The following is a 25,992-nucleotide window of genomic DNA, read 5'->3' on the forward strand; positions in this document are numbered from 1 at the left end:
ACCCATCATGTCTCTGACAGAACAACCGGCGGAACTGATCGCGCTTCTGGTTACCCTCTCGCTGCTACCGCTGCTGATCGTAATGGGGACCTCGTTTTTAAAGCTGTCCGTTGTGTTTGCCCTGCTACGTAATGCGCTGGGAATACAGCAGATCCCCCCGAATATTGCGCTTTACGGTCTAGCGCTGATCCTGACGCTGTTCATCATGACGCCGGTCGGTACCGCCGTGCAGGCGCGGCTGGCCGATGCGCCTGTGGAGGCGCAGACAACGCTGCTGTCGCGGCTGTCCGACAATACGCTCGACCCATACCGTCAGTTTCTGCGCCAGCACACCTCCGCGACGCAGCTGCACTTCTTTCGCCAGGTGGCAACCAAGAGCTGGCCTGCCTCCGTTCGAGACCAGATCAGCGATGACTCGCTGCTATTACTGATGCCGGCGTTTGCCGTCAGTCAGCTGGTGGAGGCGTTCCAGATAGGCCTACTGCTGTTTTTGCCCTTTATCGCCATCGATCTCATCGTCTCCAATATCCTGCTGGCCATGGGGATGATGATGGTGTCGCCGATGACGATCTCCATGCCGTTCAAGCTGCTGGTCTTTATTCTGGTCGGCGGCTGGGACAAGCTACTGGGCCAGCTGTTGCTTTCGTACCGCTAAGGCCCGGGAGGCGCTATGGGAAAAGCACAGCTCGTGCAGTTGGCCAGTGAGCTGCTATGGCTGGTTCTGATCCTCTCTCTCCCGGTGGTGCTGGTCGCATCGTTGGTCGGCGTGCTGGTGGGGCTGGTGCAGGCGCTGACGCAGATCCAGGATCAGACGGTCTCTTTCGCCATTAAGCTGGTGGCCGCCAGCGTTACGCTGGCGCTGACCTACCACTGGATGGGCAGCGCGCTGTTTAGCTATGCCGGGAGAGCGATGGATCTGATCGCGCAGATGGGGGGCTGATGATGGCAGAGCTGAACCACTGGTGGCCGCTATTGGGCATCGCCATGATGCGCCCGCTGGGCATCATGCTGATCATGCCCCTATTCAATAGCGCGATGCTCGGCGGGGCCCTGATCCGCAATGCGCTGGCGCTGATGGCGGCGCTGCCGGCGCTGCCGCAGCTGGCGGCCCTGGTCCTGCCCAGCCCTCTGCAGGCACCGCTGCACTATGGGGGGCTGCTGCTGGGGGAGTTGGCCCTGGGGCTGTTGCTGGGATTTTCGGCGGCGCTGCCGCTGTGGGCCTTGAACATGGCGGGCTTTATTATCGACACCATGCGCGGCGCCTCCATCGCCGTGCTGTTTAACCCGCTGCTGGGCGAGCAGTCCTCGCCGATGGGGGTGCTGTTTTCCCAGCTGGTCGGCGTGCTGTTTATCGTAGGCGGCGGTTTTCATGCGCTGCTGGCCGCCCTGTTTTCATCCTATGGTGACTTGCCGCCGGGGCAGTATTGGCAGTGGGGACGCGGCTTTATTCCCCTGCTGATGCACCTGTGGCACCTGCTGTACGCCCTGGCGCTGAGTTTTTCCATGCCGGCGATGGTGATGATGGTTCTGGTCGACCTGGCGCTCGGCTTTATTAACCGCTCGGTGCAGCAGCTCAACGTATTTACCCTATCGATGCCGATTAAGAGCGCCATAGTGCTGCTGATGCTGATTATCAGCCTGCCTTTTGCCCTGGATGGCGTGCAGGCACTGTTCACCCGCTTTGACGGCGGACTGCTGCGCCAGCTAGCGGAGGTGCTATGAGTGAGAAAACGGAACAGCCTACGGCGAAGCGCCTGCGCGATGCGCGCGAGGAGGGGCAGGTCGCCAAGAGCCAGGATATCAGCGCGACCGTACAGCTGGCCGTCATTTTGCTCTGGATGGTGACGGAGGGGCCGGCGCTGTATGCGGCCATCGGCGGCTTCATCGATGCAACGCTGGCCACGCTGAACCTCCCGTTGCCCGACGCTATCGCGCTGCTGACCGGCAAGGCCGCCGCGCTGGCGGTGCGCTTTGTCTTCAGCCTGGCCGCGCTGTTGGCCGTGACGCTGATCTTAACCGGGCTGGTGGAGACCGGCTTTTTGTTTGCGCCGAAGGCCATCATGCCCTCCGCCGAGCGGATTAACCCACTGAATAACGCCAAGCAGATGGTATCCCTGCTCAAGCTGTTCGAGCTGGGTAAGATGGTGCTGAAAATCGTGATCCTCGGCCTGACCTTTACCTATTTTATCCGCGGCTATGCCGCATCATTTGCGCAGCTGGTGCGCGCCGACGCCGAGGCTGGTCTATGGGTCACCGGCAAAATGACCCTGTGGCTATGGGGGATCCTGCTGCTGCTGACGGCGCTGTTCGCCGTCGTCGACTACAGCATGCAGTACCGCCATCTGCGTAAGCAGCTGATGATGTCGCATGAGGATATTAAGCAGGAGTTTAAAAACGCGGAGGGGAGCCCGGAGATCAAGCAGCGGCGCCGGGAGCTGCACAGGGAGATCCAGAGCGGCAGCCTGGCCGATAGCGTCTCCAGCGCGTCGGTGGTGGTACGCAACCCTACCCACATCGCCGTTTGCCTGCGCTACTGCGAGGGGGAGACGCCGCTGCCGCAGGTGGTGGAGTATGGGCGTGGGGCGCGGGCGCGGCATATCGTGGCGCTGGCGGAGGCGCGGCGCATTCCCGTGGTGGAGAATATCCCACTGGCGCGCGCGCTGATCGCGACCACCTCTCCGGGCGATTACGTTCCCGAAGAGCTGTTTGTCGCGGTGGCCCAGCTCCTGCGTCTGCTGCGTGACGATACACAGGAGGAAGACGATGATGCGTAAATGGGTATGGGTGGGGCTGACGCTGGCGCTGCTGGCCGGGCGCTGCGCCGCGGCCCCGCTCAAATGGTATCGGGTGAGCGGGGAGGAGCGCGTCGCGTCGGCGCCGGCATCGGCGATAGCCGGCGGCGCGAGCTATGCGTCGCTGATTGGGCAGGTGGCGGGGAAGCATGCGCTGGATCCGCGGCTGATCCAGGCGGTGGTGGCCGTTGAATCCTCCTATCGTTATGATACGGTATCGGAAAAAGGGGCGATGGGACTGATGCAGGTGATGCCGGAGACGGCGGCCCGCTTCGGCCGTTTCGCGCTGCTGGATCCGCGCGATAATCTGGAGGTCGGTACGCGCTATCTGAGTACACTGCTGCGCCGTTTCAATGGGCGGCTGGATTTGGCGCTGGCCGGCTATAATGCCGGCGAGGGCGCCGTGCTGCGCTATGGGGGGACGGTCCCCCCCTATCCTGAAACGCAGCGCTATGTGCAGCGGGTGTTGGAATACTACCGTCAGCTGCGATCTGCTGTACCGGCGGCGCCCGCGCCACCGCCGGAAATGGGGGTGCATACGTCCGGAGGGGTCGGTAACCTTGGTCAGCTATGGCGCCTGTTAACCACTGGCTCTCCGGGCTCTTCGGCGTCCTCCCGCACATAAGGAATCCCCTATGTCCCGTCATATCTGGCGCACCTCCCTCTCGTTTCGCCTGGCGCAGATCCTCAGTGGATTTATTGCCCTGTTCTGGCTGCTGAGTACCGGCGTGACGCTGCTGCTGAACTTTGAGCAGACCAAGTCATCGCTGCAGCGGCGCTTGACGGCGACCGTGGCGGAAACGGTTTATGAGCTGAGCTCTGAGCTGCTGGACGTCAGCCGTGATGTGGATACGCTGATGCGCTGCTGGCACCGCCTGGACGACGGCGTTGCCTCTGGCGCCTACTATCTGACGGCGCGCTACATTCACGATATGACTGCGCCGCCGGATCCGGCGGCGCGCATCAGCCGCGCGAAGGCCTTTGTCGAAGCCTACGGCAGCGGTAGTCTGGGCAATCTGGTGGATACCTTCGTCCTGCTGGACGGCGGCGTGGTGCTCTCCAGCGCCGGCGGCCAGCCGACCGATACCCCGCTGCACATTGAGCAGATCCGGGCGCTGCGCGAGCAGGCCGTCGGCAACCACATCATCTGGAGTAAACCCTACCGCAGCGTCAGTGGAAACTGGCGGGTGATCGCGGCGAAGCGGGATTTGCTCACCGGTGCGCTGGTCGGCATGACGGTAAACCTGCACCCCTCCTTTAGCGCCGTAGAGAAAACCCCGGACGGTGAAACGATCGTGTGGCTCGATCGGGAGGGGCAGCCGATCATCCCGCTGTCCGCCGCGTTGCGTCAGAGCCTGCCGGCGTGCCAGCGCGAGATGGAGGGGAATTTTGATGAGGTCTTCTCCATCTGCCGCGAGGTCGCCCCGGTCGGCTGGAAGCTGCTGCTGTTTACGCCGAGCCGTCAGATTACGGACGCGGCATTTGCCGCGCTGCACCGCTATCTGCCGGTGGCGCTGCTGTTGCTGGTCGCGCTGGTGGGACTCCTGTACCTAGTGCTGCAGCGCACGTTGGGACGTACGCTGGCCGGTATTATGCAGCGTCTGACGCCCAACGTGGCGGTTGCCGATCTGCCGCCCCTGGTGGTGGCGGGAGAGGATGAGCTGGGGCGCATAGCGCAGGTCTATAACCGACTGCTGTCGGCGGTCAAGGCGCAGTATGCGCAGCTGGAGGCGCGGGTTGCCGAGCGTACGGTAGAGCTGGAGCGGGCGCGACGCCAGGCCGAGCGCGCCAGCGCCAACAAGAGCGAACACCTGAACAGCATCAGCCATGAAATCCGTACCCCGCTGAATGGGATTATCGGCGCGCTGACGCTGCTGGAGAACGGTGAGAATACGCCGGAGCAGCGTGATTTACTGGATACCGGGCTTAAGTGTTCGCGCCACCTGTTGGAGATCATCAATAATCTGCTGGACTTCTCGCGCATAGAATCGGGACAAATGGTGGTCAACCCAGAGTACCTCGATCCGCTGCCGCTGATCGATCAGGCGATGCTGACGGTGCAGGTTCCGGCGCTGGAGAAGGGGTTGACCCTGCACTGCCTGCTGGCGCCGTCGTTTCCGCAGACGCTGTATACCGACGGGCTGCGCCTGCGTCAGATTTTGATCAACCTGCTGGGCAACGCGGTCAAGTTTACCGCCCATGGCGAGGTGGTGCTGCACGGCTGGAGCGAGCAGGATCGACTCTGCTTCCGGGTGCAGGATACCGGCCCGGGCATCGATGAGGCGCGGATTAACGATATCTTTACCGCATTTCATCAGGTCGATTGCCACATCGCCGGCAGCGGCCTGGGGCTGCCGATCGCCCGCAGCCTGTCACGTCTGCTGGGCGGAGAGCTTTCCTGCGAGAAAAGCGCGATCGGCGCCCGTTTTCGTCTGACGCTACCGCTGGAGGGGAGCGGGAGCGTTCCCATCGCGCCGCCGGAGGATAAGGGTAGCATTGTCGCGCCGCGCTGCCTGCACCCACAGCTATCGGCCTGGGGATACCACCCCCTGGCGGGCGACAACCCCGATCTGGATGCGCCTGAGCTGAGCTACCTGCCCGGCCGTTTGCGGCAGCATTTGGACGGCGAAACGCAGGCGACCGGCGTACGGGAGCGGATGCCGGTATCGCCCTGGTCGCTGCAGGTGCTGGTCGTGGACGATGTCGATACCAATCAGGATATCGTCGGGCGTATGCTGCGCCAGCAGGGACATAAGGTGTATACCGCCTCTAGCGGCTCTGAGGCGCTGGTGCTGGGGCGTGGACACGTGTTTGATCTGGTCCTGATGGATATGCGTATGCCGGGGCTGTCCGGCGATGAAACGCTGCATCTGTGGCGGGATAGCGTGAACGGTATGCTCGATCCCGACTGCCCGATCATCGCGCTGACGGCCAATGCGCAGCCCGGAGAGCGCAAGCGGCTGCAGGACGCCGGTTTTAATGAGTATCTCACCAAGCCGGTGACCCCCGCGATGCTGTCCCGAGCCCTGGAGTACACGGCCGACATACAGTTAACCCGGGGTATCGAGCTGTCGCCTAACAGCGCAGGCGAGATACCGCTGCTCGGGCAGGATCCCGCGCTGCGGCGGCGTCTTCAGGAGGATGTCTTGCACTACCTGGCGCAGCTGACGCAGGCGGTAGAGCAGCAGGATACCCCTGCGGTGCGGCAGACGCTGCATACGCTAAAGGGGCTGGCCGGGCAGGGCGGTCTGACGCTGGTGTATGAGGCGGCTGCGCGCTGGGAGCAGGCGCTGGAGGGCGGGATGCCGATGCCAGACAAGGCGCTGGAAAGCCTATCCCGCTTGGTGCACAGTGAATTTGAGGTGGATTAAAACTCCAGAACTCCCAGGCGGCGGGCCCAGTTGCTCAGCTCCGCCGCGTTGTGGGCATCCAACTTGCGCATCAGGTTGAGCCGGTGGGTCTCCACGGTTTTCAGGCTGATGGACAGCAGCTCCGCGATATCCCGGTTACGCTTTCCTTCGGCGACCAGCTTGAGAATTTGCCGTTCACGCAGGGTCAGCGGCGGCTCCTGGGCCATATCGGACGAGGCCACCAGGGAGTCCAGCCTGAGGGCGGGATCGACAAAGGTTTTTCCCAGCGAGGCATGCTGCATGGCCGCCAGCAGGGTTTGCTGCGGGCTTTGCTTCAGGACATAGGCGAGCGCGCCGGCGGCGAGGGCTTCGCTGCCGCGCCGCGCCTCAGACGAGGCGGTGACGACGACGATGCGCATATCGCTCCAGCGACGCCGCAGCTGACGGATCACGTCAACGCCGTCCATGCCCGGCAGACCCAGGTCGAGTAAGACCAGATCGGGCGAGAGGCGCTGGCAGGCCTCATAAACGGCCAGCCCATTCGATACGGCGCCCACGACCCGGTAGCGGGGCTGGCTGTCCAGGAGATTACGGATGCCATCGGCCAGCAAGGCATGATCTTCTACGATCAGAATGTTCAGAGGTAAAATAGAAATCGTCATATTTAAGGGGTACTCCGAATCAGTGGCACACTGAAAACTTCATACAGCTCGCTCGGGGCATTTGAATAACCAGGGTTGTGCTGAACGCTTTTTTTTGCCGTCTAGGATTTTTCTACCACTTTTAGCGTATTGCATTTCTCGATATTCAAATTTCGGAGTGAGATTTTTAATCTATTCATTCCACGGTTTTTCAGCATTATTTTGGATAAACTGCGTCACGGTCAAGCAAAACTGCTGCCTTGGCTGAGCTAAGTGTAGGTTTTCAGGGGGGCGGTAATGTTTTTTGCACCGTAAGCGCCCTCGCGTTGAGATGCCTCATCATGTCGAAAATGAGCTAATTGATAGCATTTTGCGGCGATTGAGTCTGCTATTTTCAATCGTAATCTGTAGTTTTGCATGGGCGGATTGGTAAAATCATAGGTGAATTATAATAATAAATTCAGAAGTCTAGGATTTTTCTATTCACGTTATTATTTCCAAGTGACATATTTTTATCTGTCGATAATCTCAGGCCAATACCCGAAAGCATCTCAATAGCGGTACGGATAAAATCGCATTATGTTCCGGCTAACGGCCGGCGCCCCGTGTAACGCGATTGGGAGGTCTCTCCATGGTGAATGCTTTTACTTTATCCCCCGCGCTCAGCGGCAACACCGCGGGCTCTGAGTCAACGGAGAGCCTTTCTCGCAGCGTTAGCCGCGTGGCCGCGCTGTTTCCTGCCGAGAGACGCGCGGCGGCGGAAGCGCAGTATCATCAGCTGCTGCAGCGGGGGGATGACTCTCTTGCGGCGCTGGAGAGCGCCGCCGCGCTGCGCCAGCTATGTAACGCGGACAGCCAAAGCGCGGTGACGGTGGATTATGATGATACGACACAGGATTTCACGCTCAGTATCGATGGGCAGTGCATCAGCCGCCATCGGGACGCCCGTCTGCTCGAGCAGCTCAATCTGAGCGAGACATCGCTGCTGGCACCACAGCGTCTGGCGCTGTTTAGCGATCCGCTGCGGTTTTTCTGCTGGCTAAAAGAGCTGGGGTCACCGCATCAGACGACGGCGCTGAGCGCGCATGTGGCGCCCCATGACGGATCGGCGCTGATCCTGAGCGCCAATGGTCATGAGGCGCTGCGCCTTCCGCTCGGGCAGATTGATGAGCGTGCCTGGGCTGAGGCGCATCGTCTGTTCCCGACGCTGGCGGAGACGCGCCCGGCGGAGGAGCACCGCATTCTCGATTTGCGGCCGCCGCACGCGCCGGTGGCGCTGCCGCCTCCGGCGCCGCTGCGGGACGACGCACTGGATGACCTGCTGCCCGCGCCGATAGCGCTCGGCTCGTTGCTGCAGATGCAGCGCCATACGTTTAATCTCCTGTTCCGGGTGAAGGACATGCTGGTCGGGGGGCCGACCGAGCCAGCCTATCAGGCGCTGTCCCGACGCATCGAGACCCTGAATCACACGCTGGCGACGCTGCGTACGACGCTGACCACGGTGCGGCAGCAGAGTGAGACGCTACTCGCCCCTGCGGAGGCGCTGGGCGCGGAGATTGCCGAAGAGCAAAGGGCGCAGGAGGCGGTTCGCCAAGCGCTGCAGGCGGTGTTGACCGAATGCGCGGGGATCGAGGGGGGGCCAGAGGCGCCGCCGGTGATACAGCGTATCCGCGCACAGGCGCTGCATGTGGCCGATCGCCTGGCCGCGCTGGAACAGCGGATGGATGGGGTCGCGCAGAGTGAGTCCCCCACGGGTGAGCGGGGCGTATGGCGGGCCCGCCTGGCGCAGGTGAGCGCCCAGCTTGGCGATGGCGCCGGCGCTGTCGGCGACGACGATCGCCTGTGGCTGGCGCTGGTTCAGCAGGCGCAGGGAGAGGCGGGCGCCCCCGACGCGACCCGTTTACGCCAGGCGGTCGCTCGGGTGATGCAAAGCGGAGTGAGTCTGCCGGATACGGCGGTCGCCCAGCGTCTGCTGGCAGCCTGTTATCCCTACGTCGCGTCGCTCCGGGAGGATACCGCGGCGCTGCCGGCGCCGGATAGCCTGCTTATCGATCGGGAGCGCTATTCTCAACTGAGCGCCCTGCGCCGCACCACGCTGCAGGAGCGCGATCGCACCCTGCAGCTACAGCAGCTGCTCAGCGACGCCAGCCAGCAGGCGCAGGAAACCCTGCGGCGCGATCTGGATGAGATTAAGGGTAACCCGGATTACTTCAGCGCATTTAAACAGCGCAGCCAGGCGCTGGACGCGCTCGAGGACTATTTTTCCCGGCGCTGGTCGCCCGGCGTCGATACGGACGATAGCGATGGCGCTGCGGCGCCGATCCCCCATGAGCCGGCTTTGGAAGGCCTGCTGTATCTCTGTGCCCGCAGCGGCCCGGCCACCGTTAACCGCGATCGCTTGCTGTTGGATAACGACACGTTCGTCGCAGAGGATATTGCGGTGAGCGAGGCCGTGCTGCGGGAGTATCAGCGTTTGGCGCCCGCCGCGCAGGCTCGGGTCCAGACGATCGCCGCGGACTGCCTGCAGTTAGAGCATCAAATTGATTATCATAGTGAATTTCATCAGAACGCAGGGGTTAACTTCCCACAGGCGCTAGCGCAGGGCACGCTACGGGCGCAGTTTATGGCGGATCCTGAGGGCTATCTGGCCTTTTTCCAGCAGCGGGATCGGCTGCTGCAGCGCTACCAGGACAGCGTCGCGGCGCTGGCTTCGCAGCTGCCCGACGCCGAGGCCCCACACGGGGTGCTGAACCGGGCGCTGACGGAGATTAACGCCGAACGGCGGGTGATAGCGGCGCTGCTGCGCAGCGGAGAGACGCTGGCGGCCGTGGATAGGCTGGGGCACACTCTGGCCGCGCAAACGGCCACGTCTGCCCGGCTGGCGGCGGAGATCACGACGGCGGCCCAGCCGTTTGACGGCGCGCTGGCCACCATCAATCAGCAGGTGTATCAGCTGCGCAGCGCGGCCCTGAGAGCGATGACGGCGGAGACCGACGGGATGGTGCGTCAGCGCGATGCGCTGCGACAGGGAAAGGAGAGTGGGAGCGACGTCGTGTCGCAACTGGCGCAGCTTGAGCAGCGTATCGCCAGCAACAGCGCCGCCTTTCGCGTGGCGCTCTTGGCGCTGCAGCAGGAGCAGCAGCGGGCTGATGGGCCCGGCGGCGGCGGTTATCCCAAGGACATTTATTGGAGCAGCTGGCTGCTCGCGCAGATGGGAGACAAGGTCTCCTCGCTGCTGGGGGCGCGCATGGACAAGCCGCGGGATTTGCTGCTGCAGTACCAGCTGGCATTGAGCGGAAAAGGTATCGTCGCGGCCTCCCTGGAGCTGATGCAGGCGCTGCGCAAGCTGCCGACCGATCCCACCCAGGCGTTGACGGAGCTGGGATTTACCCCGAGCCAGCTGCTGGCCTGGGCCAGTGCGTATCCGCAGGAGCTCGCGTACCTCTCCAGCAATTTGGATCATACCTACCACGCGCTGGTCGCGACGGGATCGTCGACGCTCCTCGGCGATATGTTTCATACGGCCTGGCAGCGAGGGACGACGGCCAGCGTGATACAGGATACGCTGTTTGGCAAGCGTGAGCCGGTGGTGGGCGTGACGGACGCGAAGCCGATGCCGCCGGCTCTGATCATGCTGTTGAGCATGGCTGACTGGGCCCCCTATGCCGCCGGCGGCGTTAAGGGCATGCTGAGTCAGAATCTCGGGGGCGTGGTGGCCGGCGGTCTCGGCGGGGCCCTGTTTGGCGGCGGGGTGGCAACGGTGGCGCTGACCTCCATTTTGCAGTTTGTGGTGGGGGCGGCCCAGGCGCAGGCAGAGAAGGGGATCGCGGATAAGGTGGCCGAGCAGCGGCGAACCAACGTAGTCGTCAATGCGGTGCTCCGCGGGATGCAGCTGGACTCGTCGGCCAGTATCAATGAGCGTATTCAGCGCGTGACGGCGTATGCGATGCAGCGGGAGGCGTTACGCAGTGCGGGAACGATTGGCCGCGATCTCGCGGAGGAGGGGAAGCGGGGGGTGATAGGACGCATGCTCCAGGATATGTCCCTGACCTGGAAGCACGCCAGCGGCGCCCAGAGAGCGCTGTTGGTCGCGGCCAGCGTGGCTGCTCCGCTGTTGATCGGCGGCGTAACGCTGGGCTTTCTGGCGCTTGGGCCGCTGGGACTTCTGCCTGCCGGGATTATCGCCATCGGGGCCGCGTTGTTCAGCGGGGCGCTGACGACCGGCAGCCTGTGGAACTCGATGGTATCCTGGCTGATGCCCGAGCTGGGCCAGCGGGCGCAGCGGGAGATGAACGGCGACATATTGGAGAGGGCCTTGGCAAAGGCGCGTGAAGAGGCGGGGATACAGATGGCGAAAACGCTGGCGCAGATCGACGTGCGCGATCGGCACACGCTTGACGAGATACAGCGTCAGGGGGGTCAGCAGCTGACGCATCGGCTGGATACCCTGGCGGGTGAGCTGCGGAAGCAGACGGCGTTCGCCTCGCTGTCACCCCAGGAGGTCGGTGAGCAGTTTGACCTTGCGCTACGGCAGGCGGCGTCGGAGTCAGCGCCGCACCTGCCCTTGAATATGAAGGCGGAGGCCATCATACAGGCGGGGCTCAGCGTACAGCAGGCGGAGGAGATCCGCGATGAAATAGAGCAGGCGCTGTGGCAGCACAGCCCGCTGAGCGGAGAGGGGACGGCGGCGGCGATATAGCCGGGCATGCCGCTATAGAACGAGCGGGTTGGCAGGGACGCCGGGCGGCGCTGACGGTATCAAAAGCAACCCCCGGCATTGCCGGGGGCTGTGTCTGGATTTACGCCGCCGGGTCAGGCGGCGTCGCACCATTACTTAGCGCAGATCGTAGCGATCGGCGTTCATTACCTTGGTCCAGGCGGCGACGAAGTCGCGGACAAACTTCTCTTTATTGTCGTCCTGTGCATAGACTTCGGCATAGGCACGCAGTATTGAGTTGGAGCCAAAGACCAGGTCGACCCGGCTGGCGGTCCACTTCAGCGCACCGTTAGCGCGCTCGCGGATTTCATACAGATTGCTGCCGGTCGGTTTCCAGGTGTAAGCCATATCCGTCAGGTTGACGAAGAAGTCATTGCTCAGGACACCGATGCGATCGGTGAAGACCCCGACCTTGCTGCCGCCATAGTTGGCGCCCAGCACGCGCATCCCGCCGATCAGCACCGTCATTTCACAGGCGGTCAGGCGCATCAGCTGAGCGCGATCCAGCAGCAGCTCTTCGGCCGTGACCACGTAGTCTTTCTTCAGCCAGTTGCGGAAACCATCGGCCAGCGGCTCCAGAACTTCGAAGGAGGCTTCGTCGGTCATCGCCTGGGTGGCATCGCCGCGTCCCGGTGCAAACGGCACCTCGATAGCGACGCCGGCGGCCTTGGCGGCCAGCTCAATCCCCAGGTTACCGGCGAGGACGATGACATCCGCGACGCTGACGTTAAACTCGGCGGCAATCGGCTCCAGTACCGCCAGCACCTTGGCCAGACGGGCCGGCTCGTTGCCTTCCCAGCTGTTCTGCGGTGCCAGGCGGATGCGGGCGCCGTTGGCCCCGCCGCGTTTGTCCGAGCCGCGGAAGGTACGGGCGCTGTCCCAGGCGGTGCTGACCATGTCGGCGATGCTCAGGCCGCTGGCGGCGATCTTCGCCTTGACGGCGGCAACGTCATACTCGCTGCGGCCGGCGGGAACCGGATCCTGCCAAATCAGCGCTTCCTGCGGCACATCCGGCCCGAAATAGCGTGACTTCGGCCCCAGATCGCGGTGGGTCAGCTTGAACCAGGCGCGGGCAAAGACGTCGGAGAAGTAGGCGGGATCCTGACGGAAACGCTCGGCGATCTGACGGTAGGCCGGATCGACCTTCATCGCCATGTCGGCGTCGGTCATGATCGGCAGAAGACGGATGGAGGGATCCTCCACGTCGACCGGCTTGTCCTCTTCCGCGATCTGGATCGGCACCCACTGCCAGGCGCCTGCCGGGCTCTTGGTCAGGGTCCACTCATGGCCCAGCAGCATGTCAAAGTAGCCGTTATCCCACTGGGTCGGCTTGCTGGTCCATGCCCCTTCGATCCCGCTGCTGACCGTATCACGGCCAATGCCGCGGGTGGTATGGTTGTTCCAGCCCAACCCTTGTTCCTGCAGATCGGCGCCTTCCGGTGCCGCGCCCAGGTTGGCGGCGCTGCCGTTGCCGTGGCATTTACCTACGGTGTGGCCGCCGGCGGTCAGGGCGACGGTTTCCTCATCGTTCATCGCCATACGGGCGAACGTGACGCGCACGTCGTTGGCGGTTTTCTGCGGATCCGGGTTGCCGTCCACCCCTTCCGGGTTAACGTAGATCAGGCCCATCATGACTGCGGCCAGCGGATTTTCCAGATCGCGCTCGCCGGAGTAACGGCTACCTTCGCTGCCGCTCGGCGCCAGCCACTCTTTTTCTGAGCCCCAGTAGGTATCGATTTCCGGGTGCCAGATATCTTCACGGCCAAAGGCGAAGCCAAAGGTCTTCAGCCCCATGGACTCATAGGCCATGGTACCGGCCAGCACGATCAGATCGGCCCAGCTGATTTTGTTGCCATATTTCTTTTTAATCGGCCACAGCAGACGGCGTGCTTTATCCAGGTTGACGTTGTCGGGCCAGGAGTTGAGCGGTGCGAAACGCTGGTTGCCGGTGCCTGCGCCGCCGCGGCCATCCGCGATGCGATAGGAGCCAGCGGAGTGCCAGGCCATACGGACCATCAGGCCACCGTAGTGACCCCAGTCAGCCGGCCACCAGGGCTGGCTGTCGGTCATCAGCGCCCGCAGATCGTCTTTCAGCGCCTGGACATCCAGCTGCTTCAGCGCCTCTCGATAGTTGAACTGCTGTCCCATCGGGTTGGTTTTGCTATCGTGCTGATGCAGAATGTCTAGATTCAGGGCATTCGGCCACCAATCCTTACTGGCCATGCCCGCGGAGGTCATACCGCCGTGCATGACGGGGCATTTACCGCTAGAAAATTCGTTGTTATTTCCCATTTATCGCACCTTCAGTAAATTTATGGAGTACTGTTCAGGTCATTACTGCGGATAACCCATTGCGTGATGGATCGCTGCTTTCGTTTTATTCCTTAACGATTATACGTGCTAATGATTTTTTGTCCGGTCTGCATGCCCAATTTCTGAAATAGGAACAATCGATTAATCTATCGAACTTGATTGTTATTTCCTGTTAATCAAGCCCGTCAATACGTTTCCCTGCCCGATGACTTTTGCTTGGCAGCGCCGCTGGGGACGCGCTCAGTATCTATAGGGTGGCGCGTCGTGCGGCGGTGTGCCGATCGGGCCGTTTATCTGACGACAGCCGCAAAAGCGGCCGTCGCGCCTTCGGACGCCGTCGGTTTTTAGGACGATTCGGTAACGCCTTGCTACTCCGGTCGGTGGTGTTGGTAATAGATTCTGTTGTTTTGCCCATTTCATGGTGCTATTTGTTGTTATGGTTATTAAATTAGGTGTTTTGTGTTGATTTTCCCACTGATAATGTTCTTTTGTCCAGGTAGCAGGGCGCCGCTTGGCGCGCGGCGAGGGGGGCAGACAGGGCAGCCCCGCTGGGGTGAACCGATGGCACCGATAACATTCTGATGGAATATTTTTGTTTATCCGCATAAATTCATTTTTAGCTTCTTGGCGATTTAAAAATAGCTTTTTGGGAGGTGTTTAAATTATCGCCATAACATAAAGTTATTCTCTCTTTTTTTCTTGATTGTGGTCATGAAAAAATACGTTATTTTTATTTATCTGTATGAAATGTATAGGGTAAATATCAATTAAGAACATTGTACTTTATAAACTGTGAGCAATAACACATCCCCCCATAACCCTATTTAGTAGAGTTCAATACCACCCGCTGAGAGAATAAGTGCTAATGAATATGAACACCTTTATTCTACCCAAAACGCAACACCTTGTGGTCTTTCAGGAGGTCATCAGAAGCGGCTCAATTGGGGCTGCAGCCAAGCGTTTAGGAATTTCTCAACCGGCGGTAAGCAAGACCATCAGCGAGATGGAAGACTATTTTGGTATCGAGGTTATCATTCGTAAAAATACCGGCGTCACGCTGACCAGTGCGGGGCAGGTGCTGCTGAACTATTCCGAGTCAATCACCCGTGAAATGAAGAATATGGTCAGTGAGATCAATAGTCTGAGCTGTAGTAGCGTAGCCGATGTCGCCTTTGGTTTTCCCTCCCTGATCGGCTTTACCTTCCTGTCGCAGATGATTAAGACATTTAAAAGCGTCTTTCCCAGCGCGCAGGTGTCGATGTTTGAAGCTCAGCTTTCATCCTTTTTCCCGGCGATCCGTGATGGCCGTCTGGATTTTGCCATCGGTACGCTGAGCGACGATATGCAGCTGCAGGATCTGCACGTCGAACCGCTGTTTGATTCAGAGTTTGTCGTCGTCGCCAATAAGTCCCGCAGCGGCAGTGGCCCGCTGACGCTGGAGGCTCTACGGCATGAGCAGTGGGTACTGCCGCAAACCGATATGGGATATTATAAACAGCTACTCAGTATTCTGAATAAGCACCAGATTGACACCGCTAATATCATAAAAACCGACTCAGTCGTCACGATCTATAATTTGGTGCTCAATGCAAATTTCCTTACCGTGATCCCCTGCGATATGACGACCCCCTTCGGCTCAAACCAGTTTATGACCCTGGCGATTGAGGATGCGCTGCCAATCGCACATTATGCCGCAATTTGGTCAAAAAACTATAAGATTAAAAAATCCGCTCTGCTGTTGGTCGAGTTGGCTAAGCAGTATTGTCCAAGCCAGTGTGCCAAATATAAACAGCCCGTCGCCGCTGAGCAGTAGCACGTTAGATTAACGAATGTGGGTAATTAAACGATACCCACAGGATCAGTATTGTCGTTGGCTTTGAATATAAATTACTCTTATAGAGAGGATAGCATGCATATTACATATGATCTTCCCGTTAGCATTGATGATATTCAAGCAGCAAAAACCAGACTCTCCGGAAAAATATATAAAACAGGGATGCCGCGCTCTAATTATCTGAGCGAACGCTGTAAGGGCGAAATATTTTTGAAGTTTGAAAATATGCAGCGTACCGGTTCGTTTAAAATTCGCGGCGCGTTCAATAAGCTCAGCTCCCTGACGGATAGCGAGCGACGTAAAGGGGTGGTGGCCTGCTCTGCCGGTAACCATGCCCAGGGGGTTTCACTCTCCTGCGCCATGCTGGGGATCGACGGTAAGGTCGTCATGCCGACCAGTGCGCCCAAATCTAAGGTCGCGGCAACCAGTGACTATTCGGCAGAGGTCGTGCTACACGGCAATAACTTTAACGAAACTATCGAAAAAGTGAGCGAGATTGTCGAGATGGAAGGACGGATATTTATTCCGCCCTACGATGATCCGCTGGTGATTGCCGGCCAGGGGACCATCGGTCTGGAGATTTTAGAGGATCTCTATGATGTCGATAATGTTATTGTACCGGTCGGCGGCGGTGGGCTGATAGCCGGTATTGCCATTGCGATTAAATCGGTTAACCCGACCATCCGTATTATCGGCGTGCAATCGGAAAACGTACACGGTATGGCGGCGTCCTATTACGGCGGGGAGATCGCCTCTCACCGTACGGGCGGTACGCTGGCCGACGGCTGCGATGTCTCTCGGCCAGGGAACCTGACCTTTGAGATCGCCCGCGAGCTGGTTGACGACATGGTTCTGGTCAGTGAAGAGGAGATCCGGGCCAGCATGGTGGCGCTGATCCAGCGCAATAAGGTGATTACCGAAGGGGCCGGCGCCTTAGCCTCTGCCGCACTGCTGAGTGGAAAGCTCGATCAGTATATTAAAGGGCGCAAAAGCGTCAGCATCATCTCCGGTGGGAATATTGATCTCTCCCGCGTTTCGCAAATCACCGGGCTGGTAGGCGCCTGATTTTTTATGTGAGGATAAGATATGAGTAGCACTGACAGTGTCGTTACGGGTCAGGCCAAGGTGACCACGTGGCGCAAAACGGATACACGCTGGGTTTTAGGGTTGTTCGGCACGGCGATCGGAGCCGGCGTTTTGTTTTTTCCGATCAGCGCCGGTATCGGTGGACTGCTGCCGATTATTTTCATGCTTATTCTTGCTTTTCCCATCGCGTTCTTTTGCCATCGCGCGTTGGCCCGTCTGTGTCTGTCCGGGCACAGCGCATCGGATAATATTACCGATACCGTCGATCAGCACTTCGGCCATGTCGGTGGCGTGGTGATCACCTTCCTGTATTTTTTTGCCATCTGTCCGCTGCTGTGGATCTACGGCGTGACCATCACCAATACGTTTATTGCCTTCTGGGAGCATCAGCTGCTGCTACCGGCCATTAACCGCGGCGTGGTGGCGCTGGCGATCCTGCTGGTCATGGCGTTTTTTATCTACTTCGGCAAGGATTTAATGGTTAAGGTGATGGGATATCTGGTCTTTCCCTTCATTACCTGCCTGGTGCTGATCTCCCTGTCGCTGATCCCCTACTGGACGAGTGACATCTTTACCAGCTTTGACATGCACAGCCTGAGTCTGTTCGGCAGCCATGGCATTCTGGTAACCGTATGGCTGGGGATCGCGATTATGGTGTTCTCCTTCAACTTTTCCCCCATCGTCTCGTCGTTTGTGGTCTCCAAACGCGAAGAGTATGAGGCGGAGTTTGGCCGGGAATATACCGAGCAAAAGTGTGCGAAGATCATCTCGCGCGCCAGCGTGCTGATGGTGGTGGTGGTGATGTTCTTTGCCTTTAGCTGCCTGTTTACCCTGTCGCCGCAGGATATGGCGCAGGCTAAACAGCAGAACATTCCCATTCTCTCCTATCTGGCCAACCACTTCAGCTCGCTGGGCAGCGGGAAATCTACTTATGCCACCGTTTTGGAGTATGCCGCATCGATTATCGCCCTGGTGGCTATTTTTAAATCGTTCTTTGGTCATTACCTGGGAACCCTGGAGGGGTTGAACGGTTTGATCATTAAATTTGGTTACCATGGAGAGAAGTCACAGGCGCCGATGAAGAAGCTCAATATGATCAGCATGGTCATCATTATGGGCTCTACCTGGGTCATCGCATATCTCAACCCGAATATTCTGGATCTGATCGGTGCGATGGGCGCCCCGATTATTGCTGCACTGCTGTGTCTGCTGCCGATGTATGCGGTATGGCGGGTTCCTGCGCTGGCGAAATATAAAGGCAAAGCCTCTAACTATTTTGTCACGATTATCGGCCTGCTTACCATCCTGAATATTGTTTATCAGCTGATGTAATTCGGCGATCGGACGATGGGGAGTCATAAAATGGATGAGTATCCAGTCGTGCTGGTGATAAACAGCGGATCGTCTTCGATTAAGTTTTCCGTGCTGGACGCTCAGCGCTGTGAGGTGCTGCTGTCCGGCATCGCCGAAGGCATCAATAGCGGCAGCGCGACGCTGTCGGTGAACGGCGCGGCGCCGGTCGCGCTGGCGCAGCAGGGCTATGAGCCGGCGCTGGTCGCTATCTGCGCCGAGTTGGAGAAGCGCAGCCTGATTGAGAGCGTGGCCTTAATCGGCCACCGGGTCGCGCACGGCGGCAATCTGTTTCAGCAGTCGGCGATCGTGGACGATGAGGTGATGGAGAAGATTCGCCGGATCTCGCCGTTGGCGCCGCTGCACAACTATGCCAACCTGAGCGGTATGGTCTCCGCTCGACATCTGTTTCCCGGTGTGACCCAGGTGGCGGTGTTTGATACCAGCTTTCATCAGACGCTGGCGCCGGAGGCCTGGCTGTACGCCCTGCCATACCGTTATGCGCAGGAGTATGGCGTGCGGCGCTACGGTTTTCACGGCACCTCGCATCGCTATGTGTCGCAGCGGGCTCATCATCTGCTGGGGCTCGCTGAGGCCGACTCCGGGCTGGTGATTGCGCACCTTGGCAATGGGGCCTCTATCTGCGCGGTGCGCAACGGACGCAGCGTCGATACCTCCATGGGGATGACGCCGCTGGAGGGGCTGATGATGGGCACCCGCAGCGGCGACGTCGACTTTGGGGCGCTGGCCTGGATCGCCAGCCAGACCGGTCAGTCGATCGCCGATCTGGAGCAGATGGTGAACACCGAGTCGGGGCTGCTGGGGATCTCCGGACTGTCGTCGGATCTGCGGGTCTTGGAGAGGGCGCAGCGGGAGGGGCATCGGCGGGCCGATTTGGCGATCCGCACCTTTGTCCACCGCATTGCGCGCCATATCGGCGGGCACGCCGCCTCGCTGCGGCGTCTGGACGGCATCATCTTTACCGGCGGGATCGGTGAGAATTCGGCGCTGATCCGGCGGATGGTGCTGGAACATTTATCCGTATTCGGTATTACGCTGGCGCCGGATAAAAATAATCTTCCCGGTAGCGCAGGTGAAAGAATTATATCCGGAGAGGACTCAGCCGTTATTTGCGCAGTAATTCCTACCGATGAAGAGAGAATGATTGCTCTGGATGCACTGCGTCTGGGAAAAATGATGCCATCGATTGAATACGTATAATTTATTCATTGTTATCTAAAGAGAGTATTTCCATGAAGGTTGATATTAATACCGGCGATCGCGCGTATGCCGAGGCCTGGTATGGCTTTATAGGTACTGAATGGAAAAACGAAATAAACGTTCGTGACTTTATTCAGAATAACTATACGCCTTATACCGGCGATGAATCTTTTCTGGCGCAGGCGACGCCCGCGACAACGGCGCTATGGCAAAAGGTGATGGAGGGGATCCGCACCGAGAATGCGACCCATGCACCGGTCGATTTTGATACGAACGTCGCGACGACGATTACCTCTCACGGGCCGGGCTATATCGCGCGGGAGCTGGAGACCATCGTCGGTTTGCAGACGGATGCTCCCCTAAAGCGTGCGCTGCATCCGTTTGGCGGCATCAACATGATCCGCAGCTCGTTTAACGCCTATGGACGGGCGATGGATCCGGCGTTCGAGTATCTGTTCAGCGACCTGCGCAAGACCCATAACCAGGGGGTCTTCGACGTCTACTCACCGGAGATGCTGCGCTGCCGTAAGTCGGGGATTTTGACCGGCCTGCCGGACGGCTATGGCCGCGGACGTATCATCGGCGACTATCGCCGAGTGCCGCTGTACGGTATCGCCTATCTGGTGCGTGAGCGTGAGCTGCAGTTCGCCGCGCTGCAGCCGGCGCTGGAGCGCGGCGACGATCTGGAGGGGGTGATCCGCCTGCGTGAGGAGCTGGCGGAGCAGCGGCGGGCGCTGCTGCAGATCCAGGAGATGGCCGCCGGCTACGGCTATGATATCTCCCGTCCGGCGCGCAGCGCGCAGGAGGCGATACAGTGGCTGTACTTCGCCTATCTGGCCGCCGTGAAGTCACAGAACGGCGGCGCCATGTCGCTGGGACGCACCGCCACCTTCCTGGATATCTATATCGAGCGCGATCTGCAGGCCGGTGCCCTGACGGAGACCCAGGCGCAGGAGCTGATCGACCACTTCATCATGAAGATCCGCATGGTACGCTTTCTGCGCACGCCGGAGTTCGACTCGCTGTTCTCCGGCGATCCGATCTGGGCGACGGAGGTGATTGGCGGAATGGGGCTGGATGGCCGTACCCTGGTGACCCGTAGCTCATATCGCTATCTGCATACGCTGCATACCATGGGGCCGGCGCCGGAGCCAAACCTGACTATCCTGTGGTCGGAGGCGCTGCCGGTCAGCTTTAAAAAGTATGCCGCGCATCTCTCTATTCTGACCTCGTCGCTGCAGTATGAAAACGATGATCTGATGCGCCCGGACTTTAACAGCGATGACTATGGTATCGCCTGCTGCGTCAGCCCGATGGTGATCGGGAAACAGATGCAGTTCTTTGGCGCCCGCGCGAACCTGGCCAAAACCCTGCTGTACGCGATTAACGGCGGCGTGGACGAGAAGCTGAAGATCCAGGTGGGGCCGAAAATCGCGCCCCTGATGGATACGGTGCTGGAGTATGAGACGGTGATCGAAAGCCTCGATCGTTTTATGGACTGGCTGGCGGTCCAGTACATCAGCGCGCTGAATCTGATCCACTACATGCACGACAAGTACAGCTATGAGGCGGCGCTGATGGCGCTGCATGACCGCGATGTCTACCGCACTATGGCCTGCGGCATCGCCGGACTGTCGGTGGCGGTGGACTCCCTGTCCGCCATTAAGTACGCGCGGGTGACGCCGATCCGCGACGAGCAGGGTCTGGCGGTGGACTTCGCCATCGAGGGGGACTACCCGCAGTACGGCAACAACGACGATCGGGTCGATCGTATCGCCTGCGACCTGGTCGAGCGCTTTATGAAGAAGATCCGGGCGCTGCCAACCTACCGTCACGCGGTGCCGACCCAGTCGATTCTGACCATCACCTCCAACGTGGTCTACGGGCAAAAGACCGGCAATACGCCGGACGGCCGCCGCGCCGGGACGCCGTTCGCGCCGGGGGCTAACCCGATGCACGGGCGCGACACAAAAGGCGCCGTGGCCTCACTGACCTCCGTGGCCAAGCTGCCCTTTACCTATGCCAAAGACGGCATCTCCTATACCTTCTCCATCGTGCCGCAGGCGCTGGGCAAGGAGGAGACGGTGCGCAAGGATAACCTGGTCGGCCTACTGGACGGCTACTTCCACCATCGGGAGGCGGTTGAGGGCGGTCAGCACCTCAATGTCAACGTGATGAACCGCGATATGCTGCTGGATGCGATAGCGCACCCGGAAAACTACCCGAACCTGACCATCCGGGTCTCCGGCTATGCGGTGCGCTTCAATGCGCTCACCCGGGAACAGCAGCAGGATGTGATTTCACGCACCTTTACCCGCACGTTTTGAGGAGGATAACAATGCAGCGTAACACCCTGGCTACGGCACAGGCGCCGGGCGCGATTGGCCCCTATGTGCAGGGCGTTGATCTGGGCGGTCTGGTGATGACATCGGGACAGATCCCGGTCGATCCGCAAACGGGACGTGTGGCGGACGCGGTCGCCGAGCAGGCGCGCCAGAGCCTGGAAAATGTCGCCGCCATTGTCCAGGCCGCCGGACTGACGGTCGGCGATATCGTCAAGACTACGGTTTTTATCACCGAACTGCAGGATTTTGAGGTGATAAACCGAGTATACGCGGAATTCTTCGATGCCCACGGCGCCGCTTATCCCGCACGCAGCTGTGTGCAGGTTGCCGCGCTACCGAAAGCGGTGAAGCTAGAGATTGAGGCCATCGCCTGGCGCGGATGCTCCCGCTAACCCTCCGGCCGCCTGTCTTGGCGGCCTGTTTTTTTGAGCGCCGGCATCAGGTTTGCGGTGCCCGGCTTGAGATTTTCAGCATTAACGCGTAGTTTAGCTGCGCAACCCTGCCGTCACGGCAGGGGGTTATCTTGTCGGAGTGCCCTGTTGGGCTGAGACCGTTTATTCGGGATCCGCGGAACCTGATCAGGCTAATACCTGCGAAGGGAACAAGAGTTACACTGCTGCTGCATCGCCGTTAGGCGATCTCACCTCTTGCTTCATCCGTCGTCTGACAAGCCACGTCCTTATCTTAGGGAAATGAGCTATGTCCGGAACTCAATCACCCCATCGCGCCTCTGCGCGCGGCCTTGGCGGGCGGCTCCACCGCGCCCTGCTTTTCCCCGTGGCACGCCGTACGCTAGCCCACGGCGGCGCACGGTGCCTGCATCAGGAGGTGGTCTGATGTATCAGCCTGATTTTCCCCCGGTACCGCAGCGCTTAGGGCTGTATCCGGTCGTTGACAGCGTGGAATGGATCGCCCGTCTGCTGGAGGCCGGGGTACGCACCCTCCAACTGCGGATCAAAGATAAGGCGGAGGGTGAGGTAGAGGACGATGTGATCGCCGCCATTGCGCTGGGGCGCCGCTATAGCGCCCGGCTTTTTATTAACGATTACTGGCGGCTGGCTATCAAACACCGGGCCTATGGCGTCCATCTGGGCCAGGAGGATCTGACGGAATGTGACCTGGCCGGGATTAAGCGCGCCGGGTTACGTTTGGGCGTATCCACCCATGATGACATGGAGATGGATGTCGCGCTGGCAGTCCGTCCCTCCTATATTGCGCTCGGCCATGTATTCCCGACCCAGACCAAGCAGATGCCTTCCGCGCCGCAGGGGCTGGTGCAGCTGGCGCGCCATATTGCGCGTCTGGCCGGCTACCCAACCGTCGCCATCGGCGGCATCACGCTTGCCCGTATCCCAGAGGTGCTGGCGACCGGCGTCGGCGGCGTGGCTGTCGTCAGCGCCATCACCCAGGCGCCCGACTGGTTACAGGCTACGGCGCGGCTGCTTGAGAGGGTGGGCGCCGGTGATGAATGATCGCGATTTTATGCGTTACAGTCGGCAGATTTTACTGCCGGATATCGACGTTAGCGGGCAGTCCCGGCTGCTGGAGAGCCGGGTATTGATCGCCGGGCTGGGAGGGCTGGGCGCGCCTGCCGCGCTGTATCTCGCCGGCGCAGGCGTTGGCACGCTGGTGCTGGCGGATGACGATGACGTTCACCTGAGTAATCTGCAACGGCAAATCATGTTTAGCGCGGAGGATATCGGCAAGCCGAAGGCCGAGGCCGCCCGGGAGCGCCTATCTCGGCTGAACCCGGATATTACGCTGATCGCACGCCAGGAGCGCCTTGGCGGCGAAGCGCTGTTAAACGAGGTCCGCCAGGCGGATGTGGTGCTCGACTGCACTGACAACATGGCAACGCGCCAAGCGATTAACGCCGCCTGCGTTGCGGCCTCGACGGCCTTGGTGAGCGCTAGCGCCGTGGGGTTTGGCGGCCAGATGATGGTGTTGGCGCCCCCCTGGACGCATGGCTGTTATCGCTGCCTGTGGCCGGAGGATGCCGAGCCTGAACGCAGCTGCCGCAGCGCCGGCGTCATCGGCCCGGTGGTGGGCGTGATGGGGACACTTCAGGCGCTGGAGGCGATTAAGTTGTTGAGCGGCCTGGAGACGCAGCGGGGTGTCCTGCGTCTGTTTGACGCCCGCGCCAATCGTTGGCATACGCTGACGCTCCGGCGTGCAGAGGGGTGCCCGGTCTGCGGAGGCGATGATGAACGTGTTTGTCAATGATGAGGCCATCGTCTGCCCGCCGGCGTTAAGCGTGTCGGCGCTGCTGGCGCAGCTACAGCTGCCAACGGCCGGCATGGCGCTGGCGCTTAACCAGCATATTCTTCCGCATGCGCAGTGGCGGGATCATATCCTGCAGGAGGGCGACTCCCTTCTGCTGTTTCAGGTGATAGCCGGAGGCTGACATGTTGCGTATTGCCGATAAAACCTTTGAGTCCCATCTGTTCACCGGCACCGGTAAGTTTGCCTCGCCGCAGGTGATGCTGGAGGCGATTCGCGCCTCGGGAAGTCAGCTGGTGACGCTGGCGATGAAGCGGGTGGATCTCCGCGGACATCGAGATGCCATCCTGGCGCCGTTGCGCTCGTCGGGCGTGACGTTGCTGCCCAATACCTCCGGTGCGAAAACGGCGGAGGAAGCCGTCTTTGCCGCCAGGCTGGCGCGAGAGGCGCTGGGAACCCACTGGGTAAAGCTGGAGATCCACCCGGATGCACGCTGGCTGCTGCCGGATCCGATCGAAACGCTGAGGGCGGCGGAGAGCCTGGTGAAACAGGGATTTGTCGTGTTGCCCTACTGCGGCGCGGATCCGGTACTGTGCAAGCGGCTGGAGGAGGCCGGCTGCGCCGCCGTGATGCCCTTGGGCGCCCCCATCGGTTCGAACCAGGGGCTGGAGACCCGCGCAATGCTGGAGATAATCATCAGTCAGTCGATGGTACCGGTGGTGGTCGATGCCGGCATCGGTCTCCCCAGCCATGCCGCGCAGGCGCTGGAAATGGGCGCCGATGCCGTGCTGGTCAACACCGCGATAGCCGTTGCCGATGACCCCATCCGTATGGCCCGGGCTTTCCGCCTGGCGGTCGAAGCCGGTTTGCTCGCCCGCGCGGCCGTGCCGGGGGCCTGCAGCCAACGGGCTCAGGCCACCAGCCCGCTGACCCGTTTTCTGGAGGCTCGGTAATGGAGACCTTCAGCGCGCGTTGGCATCAGCTGGATTGGCAGACTGTCCGCCAACAAATCCATGACAAAACCGCTGCCGACGTTGAGCGTGCGCTTGGCGCGGCCACCCTGAACCGTGATGATATGATGGCGCTGCTTTCGCCCATCGCACAGCACTATCTGGAGCCTATGGCGCAGCGGGCCCAGCGCCTGACCCGCCAGCGTTTTGGCAACACGGTCAGTTTTTACCTACCGCTCTACCTTTCCAACCTCTGCGCCAACGATTGTACCTACTGTGGCTTCTCCATGAGCAACCGGATTAAGCGTAAGACGCTGGATCAAGAGGCTATCATGCGTGAGTGCCAGGCGATTCGGGCGTTAGGGTTCGAGCACCTGCTGCTGGTCACCGGAGAGCATCAGCAGCAGGTCGGCATGGCCTATTTTCGCCGGCACCTGCCGATGATCCGTAGCCAGTTTGCCTCATTGCAGATGGAGGTGCAGCCTCTGTCGCAGGCGGAGTATGCCGAGCTGAAAAGCCTGGGGCTGGATGGCGTGATGGTGTATCAGGAGACCTACCACCGGGCGGCGTATGCGCGTCACCATCTGCGGGGCAAGAAACAGGATTTCTTCTGGCGCCTGGAGACGGCGGATAGGCTGGGGAGGGCGGGGATCGATAAAATCGGCCTGGGCGCCCTGATTGGGCTCTCTGACAGCTGGCGGGCAGACTGTTATATGGTGGCCGAGCATCTGCTGTGGCTGCAGCAGCGCTACTGGCAGAGTCGGTATGCGATCGCCTTTCCCCGCCTGCGCCCGTGCGCTGGTGGTATTCAGCCGCTCTCCTTGATGGATGAACGGCAACTGGTGCAGGCCATTTGCGCGTTCCGCCTGCTGGCGCCGGATGTGGAGCTGTCGCTATCCACGCGGGAGTCGGCGCCGTTTCGCGATAACGTCATCCCATTGGCGATTACCCACGTCAGCGCCTTTTCCAAAACGCAGCCGGGAGGCTATGCCGATAGTGAGCCGGCGTTGGAGCAGTTCGCGCCGCATGACAACCGACACCCGCAGGAGGTCGCCCGCGCCCTGATCGCCCGTGGCCTGCAGCCGGTGTGGAAAGACTGGGACAGCTGGCTTGGGCGTACAGCGCCAGAGGGGTGAGCGTCGGCGCGGGCGGATGATGGCCACCCGTGGCGCG

20 protein-coding genes and 1 riboswitch are annotated in these 25,992 nt (G+C 60.5%); of the genes, 18 read left to right on the forward strand and 2 right to left on the reverse strand.

The annotated features are described in order from the left end of the window. Positions 1-7 precede the first annotated feature (7 nt). Genes sctR through ETEE_RS12555 form a run of 6 tightly spaced genes read left to right on the forward strand, consistent with a single transcriptional unit; the run spans position 8 to position 6,163 of the window. A complete protein-coding gene (gene sctR / locus ETEE_RS12530; protein WP_034171798.1) occupies positions 8-655 on the forward strand; it encodes a type III secretion system export apparatus subunit SctR in 648 nt (215 codons plus the stop codon). A 15-nt stretch (positions 656-670) separates the two neighbouring features. Beyond that, entirely contained in the window at positions 671-940 is a 270-nt protein-coding gene (gene sctS, locus ETEE_RS12535) for a type III secretion system export apparatus subunit SctS (RefSeq protein ID WP_012847746.1), read from the forward strand. Next, positions 940-1,722, forward strand: coding sequence for a type III secretion system export apparatus subunit SctT (sctT, locus tag ETEE_RS12540; RefSeq protein ID WP_200901073.1), 783 nt, complete (start codon positions 940-942; stop codon positions 1,720-1,722). Before sctS ends, sctT begins: the two co-directional genes overlap by 1 nt. Beyond that, on the forward strand, positions 1,719-2,774 hold the full coding sequence (locus tag ETEE_RS12545; protein WP_034171797.1) for an EscU/YscU/HrcU family type III secretion system export apparatus switch protein: 1,056 nt from the start codon (positions 1,719-1,721) through the stop codon (positions 2,772-2,774). Before sctT ends, ETEE_RS12545 begins: the two co-directional genes overlap by 4 nt. After that, complete coding sequence (locus ETEE_RS12550) at positions 2,764-3,417, forward strand: lytic transglycosylase domain-containing protein (protein WP_225865142.1); 654 nt, start codon at positions 2,764-2,766, stop codon at positions 3,415-3,417. Before ETEE_RS12545 ends, ETEE_RS12550 begins: the two co-directional genes overlap by 11 nt. Positions 3,418-3,427: 10 nt before the next feature. Then, positions 3,428-6,163 carry a two component system sensor kinase gene (locus tag ETEE_RS12555; RefSeq protein ID WP_038631476.1) on the forward strand — a complete coding sequence of 912 codons (2,736 nt, stop codon included), beginning with the start codon at positions 3,428-3,430 and terminating at the stop codon, positions 6,161-6,163. Here ETEE_RS12555 and ETEE_RS12560 read toward each other — a convergent pair. Beyond that, positions 6,160-6,804, reverse strand: coding sequence for a two component system response regulator (locus ETEE_RS12560; protein WP_012847751.1), 645 nt, complete (start codon positions 6,802-6,804; stop codon positions 6,160-6,162). The two genes, ETEE_RS12555 and ETEE_RS12560, sit on opposite strands and share 4 nt — an antisense overlap. Positions 6,805-7,414: 610 nt before the next feature. Here ETEE_RS12560 and eseJ point away from each other — a divergent pair. Continuing rightward, positions 7,415-11,482, forward strand: a complete 4,068-nt coding sequence (gene eseJ / locus ETEE_RS12565) for a type III secretion system effector EseJ (RefSeq protein WP_034171795.1) — start codon at positions 7,415-7,417, stop codon at positions 11,480-11,482. Between the two features lie 135 nt (positions 11,483-11,617). On the opposite strand, the gene katG is transcribed toward eseJ, so the two are convergent. Further along, complete coding sequence (katG, locus tag ETEE_RS12570; protein WP_034171794.1) at positions 11,618-13,792, reverse strand: catalase/peroxidase HPI; 2,175 nt, start codon at positions 13,790-13,792, stop codon at positions 11,618-11,620. Between the two features lie 892 nt (positions 13,793-14,684). Here katG and tdcA point away from each other — a divergent pair. From tdcA to thiH, 11 genes are all read left to right on the forward strand, one after another. Beyond that, positions 14,685-15,626: a transcriptional regulator TdcA gene (tdcA, locus tag ETEE_RS12575; protein WP_034171793.1), complete on the forward strand. Its 942-nt coding sequence runs from the start codon at positions 14,685-14,687 to the stop codon at positions 15,624-15,626. 96 nt (positions 15,627-15,722) lie between these two features. After that, on the forward strand, positions 15,723-16,712 hold the full coding sequence (gene tdcB / locus ETEE_RS12580; protein WP_034171792.1) for a bifunctional threonine ammonia-lyase/L-serine ammonia-lyase TdcB: 990 nt from the start codon (positions 15,723-15,725) through the stop codon (positions 16,710-16,712). 21 nt (positions 16,713-16,733) lie between these two features. Beyond that, positions 16,734-18,065: a threonine/serine transporter TdcC gene (tdcC, locus tag ETEE_RS12585; RefSeq protein WP_034171791.1), complete on the forward strand. Its 1,332-nt coding sequence runs from the start codon at positions 16,734-16,736 to the stop codon at positions 18,063-18,065. 30 nt (positions 18,066-18,095) lie between these two features. Continuing rightward, on the forward strand, positions 18,096-19,304 hold the full coding sequence (gene tdcD, locus ETEE_RS12590) for a propionate kinase (RefSeq protein ID WP_034171790.1): 1,209 nt from the start codon (positions 18,096-18,098) through the stop codon (positions 19,302-19,304). A gap of 32 nt (positions 19,305-19,336) precedes the next feature. Further along, positions 19,337-21,631, forward strand: a complete 2,295-nt coding sequence (pflB, locus tag ETEE_RS12595) for a formate C-acetyltransferase (protein WP_034171789.1) — start codon at positions 19,337-19,339, stop codon at positions 21,629-21,631. 11 nt (positions 21,632-21,642) lie between these two features. Beyond that, positions 21,643-22,041, forward strand: a complete 399-nt coding sequence (locus ETEE_RS12600; protein ID WP_034171788.1) for a Rid family detoxifying hydrolase — start codon at positions 21,643-21,645, stop codon at positions 22,039-22,041. Between the two features lie 125 nt (positions 22,042-22,166). Beyond that, a riboswitch (TPP riboswitch) is annotated at positions 22,167-22,267 on the forward strand. Between the two features lie 218 nt (positions 22,268-22,485). Then, positions 22,486-23,121 carry a thiamine phosphate synthase gene (gene thiE / locus ETEE_RS12605; RefSeq protein ID WP_034171787.1) on the forward strand — a complete coding sequence of 212 codons (636 nt, stop codon included), beginning with the start codon at positions 22,486-22,488 and terminating at the stop codon, positions 23,119-23,121. Further along, entirely contained in the window at positions 23,114-23,872 is a 759-nt protein-coding gene (locus ETEE_RS12610) for a HesA/MoeB/ThiF family protein (protein WP_034171786.1), read from the forward strand. The genes thiE and ETEE_RS12610 overlap by 8 nt, the downstream gene beginning before the upstream one ends. Beyond that, positions 23,853-24,053, forward strand: a complete 201-nt coding sequence (gene thiS, locus ETEE_RS12615) for a sulfur carrier protein ThiS (RefSeq protein WP_034171785.1) — start codon at positions 23,853-23,855, stop codon at positions 24,051-24,053. The genes ETEE_RS12610 and thiS overlap by 20 nt, the downstream gene beginning before the upstream one ends. Before the next feature lies 1 nt (position 24,054). Continuing rightward, complete coding sequence (gene thiG, locus ETEE_RS12620) at positions 24,055-24,822, forward strand: thiazole synthase (RefSeq protein WP_034171784.1); 768 nt, start codon at positions 24,055-24,057, stop codon at positions 24,820-24,822. Continuing rightward, positions 24,822-25,955, forward strand: coding sequence for a 2-iminoacetate synthase ThiH (thiH, locus tag ETEE_RS12625; protein WP_034171783.1), 1,134 nt, complete (start codon positions 24,822-24,824; stop codon positions 25,953-25,955). The genes thiG and thiH overlap by 1 nt, the downstream gene beginning before the upstream one ends. The last annotated feature ends 37 nt before the right edge of the window (positions 25,956-25,992 follow it).

Origin of the sequence: Edwardsiella anguillarum ET080813, from assembly GCF_000264765.2 — a bacterium.
Classification (GTDB): Bacteria; Pseudomonadota; Gammaproteobacteria; order Enterobacterales; family Enterobacteriaceae; genus Edwardsiella; species Edwardsiella anguillarum.

Coding starts and splice junctions, on each gene's coding strand:
- katG (WP_034171794.1), bottom strand. CDS start 13,792: ATGGGAAATAACAACGAATTTTCTAGCGGTAAATGCCCCGTCATGCAC.
- tdcA (WP_034171793.1), top strand. CDS start 14,685: ATGAACACCTTTATTCTACCCAAAACGCAACACCTTGTGGTCTTTCAG.
- thiE (WP_034171787.1), top strand. CDS start 22,486: ATGTATCAGCCTGATTTTCCCCCGGTACCGCAGCGCTTAGGGCTGTAT.
- ETEE_RS12560 (WP_012847751.1), bottom strand. CDS start 6,804: ATGACGATTTCTATTTTACCTCTGAACATTCTGATCGTAGAAGATCAT.
- ETEE_RS12545 (WP_034171797.1), top strand. CDS start 1,719: ATGAGTGAGAAAACGGAACAGCCTACGGCGAAGCGCCTGCGCGATGCG.
- thiG (WP_034171784.1), top strand. CDS start 24,055: ATGTTGCGTATTGCCGATAAAACCTTTGAGTCCCATCTGTTCACCGGC.
- ETEE_RS12600 (WP_034171788.1), top strand. CDS start 21,643: ATGCAGCGTAACACCCTGGCTACGGCACAGGCGCCGGGCGCGATTGGC.
- tdcD (WP_034171790.1), top strand. CDS start 18,096: ATGGATGAGTATCCAGTCGTGCTGGTGATAAACAGCGGATCGTCTTCG.
- thiS (WP_034171785.1), top strand. CDS start 23,853: ATGAACGTGTTTGTCAATGATGAGGCCATCGTCTGCCCGCCGGCGTTA.
- ETEE_RS12550 (WP_225865142.1), top strand. CDS start 2,764: ATGATGCGTAAATGGGTATGGGTGGGGCTGACGCTGGCGCTGCTGGCC.
- ETEE_RS12610 (WP_034171786.1), top strand. CDS start 23,114: ATGAATGATCGCGATTTTATGCGTTACAGTCGGCAGATTTTACTGCCG.
- tdcC (WP_034171791.1), top strand. CDS start 16,734: ATGAGTAGCACTGACAGTGTCGTTACGGGTCAGGCCAAGGTGACCACG.
- sctR (WP_034171798.1), top strand. CDS start 8: ATGTCTCTGACAGAACAACCGGCGGAACTGATCGCGCTTCTGGTTACC.
- sctT (WP_200901073.1), top strand. CDS start 940: ATGATGGCAGAGCTGAACCACTGGTGGCCGCTATTGGGCATCGCCATG.
- eseJ (WP_034171795.1), top strand. CDS start 7,415: ATGGTGAATGCTTTTACTTTATCCCCCGCGCTCAGCGGCAACACCGCG.
- tdcB (WP_034171792.1), top strand. CDS start 15,723: ATGCATATTACATATGATCTTCCCGTTAGCATTGATGATATTCAAGCA.
- pflB (WP_034171789.1), top strand. CDS start 19,337: ATGAAGGTTGATATTAATACCGGCGATCGCGCGTATGCCGAGGCCTGG.
- ETEE_RS12555 (WP_038631476.1), top strand. CDS start 3,428: ATGTCCCGTCATATCTGGCGCACCTCCCTCTCGTTTCGCCTGGCGCAG.
- sctS (WP_012847746.1), top strand. CDS start 671: ATGGGAAAAGCACAGCTCGTGCAGTTGGCCAGTGAGCTGCTATGGCTG.
- thiH (WP_034171783.1), top strand. CDS start 24,822: ATGGAGACCTTCAGCGCGCGTTGGCATCAGCTGGATTGGCAGACTGTC.